This is a genomic window from Nocardioides agariphilus (genome assembly GCF_015352445.1).
In the GTDB taxonomy this organism is placed as follows: Bacteria; Actinomycetota; Actinomycetes; order Propionibacteriales; family Nocardioidaceae; genus Nocardioides; species Nocardioides agariphilus.
This window is the reverse complement of sequence record NZ_JADKPO010000042.1, coordinates 25260-35760: the sequence shown is the minus strand read 5'-3', so window position 1 is coordinate 35760 and position 10501 is coordinate 25260. Positions and strand designations below refer to the sequence as shown.

The following is a 10501-nucleotide window of genomic DNA, read 5'->3' as shown; positions in this document are numbered from 1 at the left end:
CGTCGCCGGATCCAAGGCAACATCGAGCATCGCCATGAGCTGCCTCCTGTGAGCGGACCCGTCCAGCGTCCACTCAGCTACAGCTCATGACCTATCAGCTAGCGCCTGTCTCGAAACCTGGCGAGCGAACAGCCATGCAGTGATCGGATGGTTTCGAGACGGTCGCTAGCGCGACCTCCTCAACCAGCGTTGGTTCTCGAGACGGTCGCTAGCGCGACCTCCTCAACCAGCGTTGGTTCTCGAGACGGTCGCTAGCGCGACCTCCTCAACCAGCGTTGGTTCTCGAGACGGTCGCTAGCGCGACCTCCTCAACCAGCGTTCGTTCAGTCCAGCTGGTCCAGGAGCCAGGACGGCCCGACGACCTGGGCGCCGAGGCCCTCGAGGCGGGCCTTGAGCATGGCGTCGGCAGTGACGCCGGTGACGTCGTGACCGGCCTTGCGCGCTGCGGCGACCTCCAGCGCGATGGCCTCGTCACCGTGGCCGGGGGCGTGGGTGACACGGACGTGGCCGTCGACCCCACGGCGTACGCCGCCTCGTGCGCCGCCTTCGAGGACCAGCACCACCTGGTCGTAGGAGAGGTCGGCGACCATCAGGCGTTCGTGAAGCCGGCGGGTCGCGGCGCCACGGTCCTTCCACCATCCGTCGGGGCGCGAGCCCACGACGTTGGCGGAGTCGATGACGAGCACCCTCACTTGAGGTACTTCGAGAAGTCCGTCGGCAGGTCGAGGGCGGCTACCGCCTTCTCGTAGTCGACCTCCTCGCCTGCACCGGGCTTCGCGAACGGGTTGGGGCCGGTCGAGGCGGCCTTGTCCTTGCGGGCCTTATCCTGCGCCGCAGCCTTCGCCGGGTTGCCGGAGACACGACGGCCCTTGGCGGGCTTGCCCTTGCCGGCGGACTTGCGACGCCCGGCAGCCGAGGCGAACCCCGGCAGCCCCTCCATGCCCGGGGTGCCGGGCATCTTGCCGCTGGCGAAGGCCGTCATCATCTTGCGGGCCTCGAAGAACCGGTCGACCAGGCTGTTGACGTCGGAGACCTGGCGTCCCGATCCGCGAGCGATCCGGGCCCGCCGCGAGCCGTCGATCATCTTGGGATTGGCCCGCTCGGCAGGCGTCATCGACTGGATGATCGCCTGGATCCGGTCGATCTCGCGCTCGTCGAAGTTCTCCAGCTGCTCGCGCATCTGACCCATGCCGGGCAGCATGCCGAGGATCTTCTGCATCGAGCCGAGCTTGCGCACCTGCTGCATCTGCTCAAGGAAGTCGTCGAGGGTGAACTCGCCGCCTCGGCCGCTCAGCTTCTCGGCCGCCTTGAGGGCCTGCTCCTCGTCGAAGACCTTCTCGGCCTGCTCGATCAGGGTCAGGACGTCGCCCATGTCGAGGATGCGTGAGGCCATCCGGTCGGGGTGGAACATGTCGAAGTCGGTCACCTTCTCGCCCGCCGAGGCGAACATGACCGGCTTGCCGGTGAGCGAGGCGATCGACAAGGCAGCACCACCGCGGGCGTCGCCGTCGAGCTTGGTGAGGACAACGCCGTCGTAGCCGACGCCGTCGAGGAAGGCCTGCGCGGTGACGACGGCGTCCTGGCCGATCATCGCGTCGACGACGAAGAGGATCTCGTCGGGCCTAACGGCGTCACGGATTGCTGCGGCCTGGGCCATCATGTCGGCGTCGACGCCGAGGCGACCCGCCGTGTCGACGATGACCGTGTCGTAGAGCTTGCGCTTGGCCTCCTCGAGAGACTGTCGCGCCACCTCGACGGGGTCGCCGACGCCGTTGCCGGGCTCGGGGGCGAAGACGGGTACGCCGGCCCGCTCGCCGTTGACCTGGAGCTGGTTGACCGCGTTGGGTCGCTGCAGGTCGGCGGCCACCAGCAGCGGCGTGCGCCCCTGCTCCTTGAGCCACAGCGCGAGCTTGGCGGCCAGCGTCGTCTTGCCGGCTCCCTGCAGGCCGGCGAGCATGATCACGGTCGGGCCGGACTTGGCGTAGCGCAGCCGCCGGGTCTCGCCACCGAGGATCTCGACGAGCTCCTCGTTGACGATCTTGACGACCTGCTGGGCGGGGTTCAGCGCCTGGCTGACCTCCTCGCCCCGGGCGCGCTCCTTGACGGCGGCGACGAAGTCCTTGACCACCGGCAGCGCGACGTCGGCCTCGAGCAGGGCGATCCGGATCTCGCGCGCGGTCGCGTCGATGTCGGCCTCGGAGAGACGACCCTTGCCGCGCAGGTTCTTGAAGGCGTCGGAGAGCCGGTCGGAGAGCGTGGCGAACAAAGTGGTCCTCTGGTCGGTCGGGGGCAGAACGCAGGTGGGCGCGTCGACGGGCGTCCCGATCTCCAAGGTTAGGTCATCGGGCCCTGAGCGGTGGCTTTGCGGCAGTCACGAGACGTACGCCGCCCGGCTGAGCCGACCGGTACCTCAGGCTGGCCGACCGGCACTCCAGAAGGATTCGGCCGACCCCGCGGCTACCTAGCGTCACACGCGTGACAGACACCCTCCGCGCACCGGGCCTAGCCTCGGCCGCCATGACGATCCTCCTCTCGGACCCGCGCGTCGCCGCCGTGCCGGTGCGGGACAACGGCGAGCCACTCGTGCGGCTCGACCCCGACCTGGCGCCCAGCGGCCAGCTCGTGCGCGCCGGCCTGGCCGGCCGCCTGGCGCAGGCAGACTCCACTCTGCCAGCCGGCATCCGGCTGCGGGTCGTCGAGGGGCACCGCACGATCGCCGACCAGCGCGCCATCATCGCGGCCTACTCGGCCCAGGTTCGCCACGCCCACGGTGAGTTGCCCGAGGACCTGCTGCGGGACCTGACGAGCCGGTTCGTCGCTCCCCTCGAGGTCGCGCCCCACGTGGCCGGTGCGGCCGTCGACCTCACCCTCGTCGACGCCTGCGGCGAGGCGCTCGACCTCGGCACGGCGATCGACGCGACCCCGGAGGAGAGCGACGGCCGCTGCTACTTCGCCGCCATGGGCATCGGTGCGGACGCCCACGCCAACCGCGACCTGCTGGCTGGGGTGCTGGAGGGCGCAGGGCTGGTCAACTACCCCACCGAGTGGTGGCACTGGTCCTACGGAGACCGCTACTGGGCTCTCAGGGCGGGGGCCGCCGCCGCGATCTACGGCGCCGTCGAACGCACGGTCGCGGCATGACCGTGCTGGCCGCCAGGTCCCATGCCAGGCCGACCGTGCACGTGGACCTGGCGGCAGTCGCTGCCAACACCCGGGTGTTCGCGGCCCTCGTTCCCGGTGCCCTGATGGCGGTCGTGAAGGCCGACGGCTTCGGTCACGGGGCCGAGGCCGTCGCCCGGACGGCGCTCGCCAACGGTGCCTCGTGGCTCGGCGTGACAAGCCTCGATGAGGCCTTCGCCCTGCGTGAGACAGGTCTGCGCGCACCGGTGCTCAGCTGGCTCAACCCCGTGGACGCCGACTTCGACGCCGCGATCCTCGCCGGCATCGACGTCGCCGTGCCGAGCGAGGCGCACCTACGCGCAGTGGTCGCGGCCGGACTCGGCGCGCATGCTGCCGTCCGCGTGCACCTGCACCTCGACGTCGGCATGTCCCGCGACGGAGCGCCGCCGGCCCAGTGGGACCAGCTGTGCCTGGCTGCCGCCGCCGCCCAACGCGCGGGCGCGGTGCAGGTCGTCGGCGTGATGGGTCATCTCGGCCACGCGGACGTGCCGGGACACCCGGCCAACGCGACGTCCCGCTCGGTGTTCGGATGGGGGCTCGGTGTGGCGCGTTCGGTCGGGCTGCGCCCGCCGCTGCGGCACCTCGCCGCGACGGCGGCCACCTTGACCGACCGCGCGGCACACCACAACCTGAGCCGGGTCGGCGCCGGCCTGATCGGCATCGACCCGTCGCGCAGTACCCGTCTCTCCCCCGCGCTGAGCCTCTCCGCACCTGTCGTGGGCGTACGCCGCGTCCCCGCCGGGGCCACCGTCGGTTACGGCGGCGCGTGGCAGGCAGAGCGCGAGTCGACCTTGGCGCTGCTCCCCCTCGGCTACGCCGACGGTGTGCCCCGAGCGGCCTCCGGCCGGGCCGAGGTGCTGCTGCGGGGTCGCCGCCGCCTGGTCGTCGGACTCGTGTCCATGGACCAGGTCGTCGTCGACCTCGGCGACGACCACGTCGAGCTCGGCGAGGTCGCCACGATCTTCGGGCCCGGGCATCAGGGCGAGCCGACGGCAGCCGAGTGGGCGCTGTGGGCCGGCACCATCGAGCACGAGATCGTGACCGGGATCGGCCCGCGGGTCATCCGCTCGGTGGTGCGGTGATGGGGCGCCTGCGCGTCGCCGTGATCGGCGGCGGCGCCAGCTGCGAGCACGACGTCTCGCTCGCCTCGGCCGCTTCCGTGGCAGCCGCCCTGGACCCCCGGAAGTACGACGTCGTGCGGATGAGCATCGCCCGCGACGGGTCGTGGGGCGACCTCGGTCTCGGCCGTGCGGTTCGCGTCCTGCAGGGCTGCGACGTCGTCCTGCCCGTCGTGCACGGTCCGCACGGCGAGGACGGAACACTCGCAGCGCTGTGCGAGCTCGCGCGGGTGCCGTACGTCGGGTCGGGCGTCCGCGCGGGAGCACTCGCGATGGACAAGTGGGCCACCAAGCTGGTGGCCCAGGCCGTCGGGGTCGCCACGGCGCCGGGTGTCCTGCTGACCGCCGTGGCAGCCCCGTCGTACGCCTGGACGCACCCGGTGGTCGTCAAGCCGGTCGCTGCGGGTTCGAGTCTCGGGGTGACACTCGTCGACCGCCCGGAGCTGCTGGCGCCCGCCCTGGAGGAGGCGTTCGCCCTCGGCGACCGCGTGCTCGTCGAGGACGTCGTCCCTGGTCGCGAGGTGGACCTGGCAGTCCTGGCCCGCGCCGGAGGACGGCGGATCGTGTCACCGGCCCTGGAGATCGCGGTCGACGGGGTGTTCGGCTTCGAGGAGAAGTACGGCGGCAGCGCTCGGTTCATCGTCCCTGCGGCCCTGCGCGAGACCGAGCGCAAGGAGCTGGAGGACGCGGCCGTCGCGGTCTTCGACGCACTCGGTTGCGCCGGTGTCGCGCGGGTCGACTTCTTCGTGACCGATGCGGGTCCGGTGCTCAACGAGGTCAACACCATGCCCGGGTTCACCGCCGAGTCGCAGGTGCCGAAGATGTTCGCCGCCGCCGGGATGTCCTACCCGGCCCTGCTCGACATGCTGGTGCGGGACGCCCTCGGGTGAGCGCCCGACGGGTGCAGGGGCTGGACCTGCTCCGCGGCTTCGCGGTGGGCCTGGTGATCCTGCGGCATGCGGCGCCGCACGTCTTCGCGGGCGCCGGGGTGGTCGGGGTGGTGATGTTCTTCGCCATCTCCGGATACCTGATCACCGGCGTGCTGGTCGGCGACCTCGAGCAGACCGGCCGGATCGACCGCCGAAGGTTCTACCTGCGTCGCGCTGCGAGGCTGGTGCCCGCGCTGGTGCTCCTAGTCGCGGGCGTCGTGGTGGTCACCGTGCTCCTCGACCCGCTCGGCGACAGGGACGAGCTCGCCAAGACCGTGCTGGTCGCCATGACCTGGACGGCGAACCTGCCCTTCGCGCATGCGAGCGAGGCGACCTTCCATCTGTGGACGCTGGCCACGGAGGAGCAGTTCTACCTCCTGTGGCCGGCGGTGCTGGGACTCGGCTTCGCCCGGCGTCGCGTGGGCTTGGCCCTGCTGGCGACGGGACTGGCCTGCGCCGTCGCCACCGTGGCCACCGTGGTGTGGCTCAGCGAGGACCCGGACCTGGCCTACGCCCTGCCGACCAGCTGGGCGGGCTGCTTCGTGGTCGGGGCCGCCGTAGGTCTCTACGGCGACCGCGTCCCGAAGCCGAACGGCCTCGCCGTGGGTGCGGGGCTGACCTGCCTGGCAGTACTCAGCGTGGTTCCATTGCGAGGTCACGCGCTCACCTACCTCGCAGGAGGACCGGCCATCGCCGCCCTGACCGGCCTGCTGCTGCTCGCCTGGCGCGAGTGGCAGACCGTCCGCCCACCCGCCCTGCGCCTGCTGGTGTGGCTCGGCACCGTGTCCTACGCGGCGTACCTGTGGAACTACCCGCTCGCCCTGTGGCTGGAGCCGACCGTGCCCCATGCCCGCCTGGTCGCCGTACCCCTGACGCTGGTCGTCGCATGGCTGAGCACGGCGTACGTCGAGGAGCCGGCGCTGCGTCGGGCCCGCGGGAGGACCCGGGTCCCGGTCGCCGCATGAACGAGAGGCGGCAGTCCTGGCTTCCCGACGCCGCGGCGGGTGTGGGCGTGCTGTGCTTCGGCATCGCCGAGGCATGGGCGGCCCAGGCCGACACCGAGACCCGGGTGCTGATGCTCGGCCTCGCGGTCGCGGTGGCGGTGACCGCCTCGTTGTCGCGGCAGATGCCGTCGGTCGCGCTCGCGCTCGTGTGGGCGATCGGCGCCTGGCAGCTGGTCAGCGAGACCCAGATGATGTTCGTGGAGCTGGCGCTGATCTCGGTGGCGTTCGGCACCGCCCGCTGGGGCACGGTGCCGACCGTGATCGCCGGTGGCGCCTCGATCCCGGCAGGTACGGGCATCACGCTGTTCGCCCTGACCAACTTCGACTACGGTGCGCGGGCCCTGATCCGGGTGCGCCCCAAGCTCTTCGAGGCCTTCTACTCGATCGGCGACACGTGGCTGGCGGGGGTCACCGTCGTCGCGATCGCGTTTCTCGGGCTGCCCTGGGTCGCCGGGCTGGCGTTGCGGTTCGCGGCCAGGGCGCGCGACTCGCGGGCCCGCCAGGTCGCGGCCGAGGAGCAGGCGGCCCAGGCCGTGCGCGCCGGCGACCAGGCCCGCGAGATCGCCGGACTACGTGAGGAGCAGGCCCGGCTGGCGCGCGACGTCCACGACGCCGTGGGCCACTCCCTCGCGGTGATCCTCGCCCAGGCGGAGTCGGCGCAGTACCTCGGGGACGACCCCGACCGGCTGCGCACCACGATGGCCAACATCGCCACCTCGGCCCGGTCCTCGCTGCAGGACGTCCGCCAGGTCCTCTCCCCGGGCCAGCATCCTCCGCAGTCACCGAGGGCGATCGAGGCGCTGATCGCCGGGGTGCGCTCCAGTGGCCACGAGGTGGTCCTGCGCGAGCTCGGCACTCCGCAGCCGCTGCCTCCTGACCTGGAGGTCGTGGTCTACCGCGTGGTCCAGGAGATGCTCACCAACGCGGTCAAGCACGGCGACCGGGACGAGCCGGTCTTCGTCGAGCTGCACTGGCCCGACGGTGCCTTCGCCGGCGAGCTGCTGATCGAGGTACGCAACGCGGTGCCCCTGCCTGCCTCCCAGGGTTCGCAGACAGCGCCGATCGCGGTCGCTGGCTCCGTCGCCGGCCTGGGCCTCCACGGCATGCGCCAGCGGCTCTCCGCCGCGGGCGGACGGCTGGACGCCCGCCTGCGAGAGGGTCTCGACGGCCAGGGCACGACCTTCTCGGCCTCGGCGTGGGTGCCGGTCACCAGCCGCCAGGAGGTGCGGTGACGATCCGCGTCCTGCTGGTCGACGACCAGGAGCTGTTCCGCGAGGGAGTCCGGGTGATCGTCGATGCCCAGGAGGGCATGGAGGTCGTCGGCACGGCCGCCGACGGCATCGAGGCCGTGCGACAGGTCGACGAGCTCGAACCCGACGTCGTGCTGATGGACGTCCGGATGCCCGAGATGGACGGCGTCGAGGCGACCCGGCAGATCTTCTCCCCCGAGCGCCTCGCCCGGCGCGCGGCGGCCGGCACCGTCGTACGCGTCGTCGTGCTGACCACCTTCGACCTCGACGACCGGGCAGCCACCGCGATCCGACACGGCGCCAGCGGCTTCCTGCTCAAGGACACGACGCCGGCCCAGCTGCGCGACGCGGTCCGCACCGTGCACGCCGGCAACGCGGTCCTCGCCCCGCGCGAGCTCTCGGCGTTGCTGGAAGGGCGGTTCGCGGCCCCGCGGCCGACCCCGGCGGCGTACCTCACGCTGACCGACAAGGAGCGTGAGGTGTTCGCAGCCGTCGCCCGTGGCCTGTCCAACACCGAGGTCGGCGCCCTGGTCTTCCTCTCGGAGTCCACCGTCAAGACCCACGTCGGCGCCATCCTCCGCAAGCTCGGTCTGCGCGACCGCGTGCAGATCGTGGTGTTCGCCCACGAGCACGCCCTCACCTGACACGCGCCTGGCTTCGCCTGGCTGTCCGAGCGATCAACGAGGGGTGAGGGCCTCGCGCACGGCGTGGGCGGCCACGGAGGCCCGTACCTCGCTGAGAGCGCCGGCGCCCTCCTCCTGGACGTAGAAGACGTCGACGGCCTGCGGGCCGAGGGTGTCGATGTGGGCCGAGCGCACCGAGATGCCCTCGGCGGCCAGGGCGGCGCAGACCAGGTAGAGCACGCCGGTGCGGTCGGCCGCGCGTACTTCGAGCACGGTCGCCTGGGCGGATGCCTCGGGGCGTACGACGACCGTCGGGGCGAGTCCCTCGCCCAAGGACCGCCGGAGTCGTTCGGAGGGGTCCAGCCGGCCGGCCGTGATCGCCTCGAAGCGCTGCCGCAGCACTGCGGGGTCGAGGTGGGCATCGGCGATGTCCCACACCGAGACCGCCGTATCGCCCTGGTTCCAGGCCCGGGCGGCACGTACGGAGGCGCGCTGGGTGGCGAACAGCGCGGCGACGTCGGCGAGCAGGCCGAGGCGGTCGGGTGAGAGCACCGTGACGCGCGCGCCGTCGTCGACGAACTCGACGTTGATCCACGACGCGCCCTTGCGCACGGCCTTCGGCACCTCGACCTCGCTCCAGGGCCCAGATGCGGGCGACTGCGCGGACTCCGCTTCGACGCCGCCGAGGGCGGCCGCTGCTCGGCGTCCGAGGGTGTCGATCAGGCTGGCCCGCCACGAGGTCCAGGCCTTCGCAGCAGTCGCGCGAGCATCCGCCTCGGTCAGCGCGCGCAGGAGGTTCAGCGCCTCGAGGTCGGCGATCCTCTCGGTGACCCGACGCACGGTCGCGGGGTCGTCGGGGTCGCGCGAGCTGGCGGTCTCGGCCAGGAGCAGGTGCCAGCGCACGAGCGTGCCGACGAGGTCGACCGAACGTTCGTCGAAGCCCATCCGACGTGCCAAGGACCGCGCGATCGGCTCGCCCGCCACGCTGTGCTCGGTGAGCTCGCCCTTGCCGATGTCGTGGAGCAGAGCCGCGACCATCAAGACGTCGGGACGCGAGACGTGGCGGATCAGGCCCGCGGCCTCGATGCAGGTCTCGACGCAGTGACGGTCGACCGTGAACCGGTGGATGACCGAGGCGTGCGGCAGCAGCCGGATCCGCTCCCACTCCGGCAGCAGACGGTCGAGGCCGCCGGTCTCCTCGAGGGTCTCCCACACCGCTCGCAGACCCGGGCCCGCCGCGAGCAGTCGCACGAACAGCTGCCGGGCCCCCTCGGGCCACGGCTCGGGAAGGGGCGCGCCCTCGCGTGCGAGTCGGGCCGCGCTGGAGGGCGAGAGCTCGACGTCGAGCTCGGCCGCGTGCGCTGCCGCGCGCAGCAGCAGCAGCGGGTCGTGTGCCGGGTCGGCGTCGGCCTCCAACACCACTTCACCCACCCCGAGCGCGACACCTGGCGCGAGAGGCTCCAGCCGCGGCCGGCGGGCGGCCGACGGCGAGATGGGCCTGGCCAGCACGGCGTCCGTACGCCGCCAGGTCAGCCGCGAGAGGTGGGCGATCCGGCGGCCGAGCTCGCGCAGGTGCCGCTGGGCGGCGGTCGCGTCGGCCAGCCCGAGCCCGGGAGCCAGCTCGCCCCAGGTCTCGGGCGAGACCCGGTCGGTCGCGCGGCCGGCGACCTCGTGGAGCACGTCGCGCGCGTCGAGCAACGCCAGCCGGCACCGCTCCAGGTCGACGTGAGGTACGTCGACGAGCCAGGTCGCGACCAGGGCCTTGAGGACAGTGGCATCTCGCAGCCCGCCCTCCGCCTCCTTCAGGTCCGGCACCGACACGTGCGCCAGCTCGCCCATCAGCTGGTGTCGCGAGTCGACCATGCCTCGCAGCTCGGGAAGTCGCTCGCGGGCGGTGCGGCGCCAGGTCGCCAGCACCTGGGTGCGCAGCCGCAGGGTGAGGTTCGGGTCGCCGGCGACGTGTCGCACGTCGAGCATCCCGAGCGCGACGCGCAGGTCGTCGGCCGAGGCCTGCAGCATCCCGGCGAACGTCCGGACGGAGTGGTCGAGCTTGGTCCCCGAGTCCCACAGCGGGTACCACAGCTGCTCGGCACCGCGTTCGAGGTCGAGCCCGTCGACCCCATGGACGCCGTCGCCCCCCACCAGCGCGACGTCGAGGTCGGAGTACGGCGCGAGCTCGGCCCGCCCGTACCCGCCGACAGCAACCAGGGCAGCACCCGTCTCGGGCAGCCCCGCGGCGGCGTACGCCTCGACGCACCGCAGGTCTGCGGCGGCCGCGCGTTCGCGTCGTCCGGAGGCTGTCATGCGACTGTCACGAGGATGCTCACCAAGAGGATTCTGGCGCGCAGGACGAACCCGCCCGGCGTGTGCTCGACACCCGGGCGGGTCCGGATCCCG

At 72.4% G+C, this 10501-nt stretch carries 9 protein-coding genes; 6 read left to right on the top strand and 3 right to left on the bottom strand.

Features of this window, described 5'->3' with window-relative positions; translation table 11 throughout:
* Positions 1-323: 323 nt before the first annotated feature.
* Together ISU10_RS20915 and ffh are read right to left on the bottom strand one after the other, a co-directional pair.
* A complete protein-coding gene (locus ISU10_RS20915) occupies positions 324-692 on the bottom strand; it encodes a hypothetical protein (RefSeq protein WP_194698386.1) in 369 nt (122 codons plus the stop codon).
* Entirely contained in the window at positions 689-2266 is a 1578-nt protein-coding gene (gene ffh / locus ISU10_RS20910) for a signal recognition particle protein (RefSeq protein ID WP_194698385.1), read from the bottom strand. Before ffh ends, ISU10_RS20915 begins: the two co-directional genes overlap by 4 nt.
* 251 nt (positions 2267-2517) lie before the next feature.
* On the opposite strand from ffh, the gene ISU10_RS20905 reads away from it, so the two are divergent.
* From ISU10_RS20905 to ISU10_RS20880, 6 genes are read left to right on the top strand one after another with little or no spacing between them, the layout of a single operon-like run.
* Positions 2518-3141 carry a M15 family metallopeptidase gene (locus ISU10_RS20905; protein WP_194698384.1) on the top strand — a complete coding sequence of 208 codons (624 nt, stop codon included), beginning with the start codon at positions 2518-2520 and terminating at the stop codon, positions 3139-3141.
* Positions 3138-4262: an alanine racemase gene (gene alr, locus ISU10_RS20900; RefSeq protein WP_194698383.1), complete on the top strand. Its 1125-nt coding sequence runs from the start codon at positions 3138-3140 to the stop codon at positions 4260-4262. Before ISU10_RS20905 ends, alr begins: the two co-directional genes overlap by 4 nt.
* Positions 4262-5188, top strand: a complete 927-nt coding sequence (locus tag ISU10_RS20895) for a D-alanine--D-alanine ligase family protein (protein ID WP_194698382.1) — start codon at positions 4262-4264, stop codon at positions 5186-5188. The genes alr and ISU10_RS20895 overlap by 1 nt, the downstream gene beginning before the upstream one ends.
* Complete coding sequence (locus ISU10_RS20890) at positions 5185-6192, top strand: acyltransferase family protein (RefSeq protein ID WP_194698381.1); 1008 nt, start codon at positions 5185-5187, stop codon at positions 6190-6192. The genes ISU10_RS20895 and ISU10_RS20890 overlap by 4 nt, the downstream gene beginning before the upstream one ends.
* Entirely contained in the window at positions 6189-7463 is a 1275-nt protein-coding gene (locus tag ISU10_RS20885; protein ID WP_194698380.1) for a sensor histidine kinase, read from the top strand. Before ISU10_RS20890 ends, ISU10_RS20885 begins: the two co-directional genes overlap by 4 nt.
* A complete protein-coding gene (locus tag ISU10_RS20880; protein ID WP_194698379.1) occupies positions 7460-8125 on the top strand; it encodes a response regulator in 666 nt (221 codons plus the stop codon). The genes ISU10_RS20885 and ISU10_RS20880 overlap by 4 nt, the downstream gene beginning before the upstream one ends.
* 33 nt (positions 8126-8158) lie before the next feature.
* On the opposite strand, the gene ISU10_RS20875 is transcribed toward ISU10_RS20880, so the two are convergent.
* Positions 8159-10408 (bottom strand): [protein-PII] uridylyltransferase, encoded by a 2250-nt coding sequence (locus ISU10_RS20875; protein WP_194698378.1) that lies wholly within the window; start codon positions 10406-10408, stop codon positions 8159-8161.
* Positions 10409-10501: the final 93 nt, after the last annotated feature.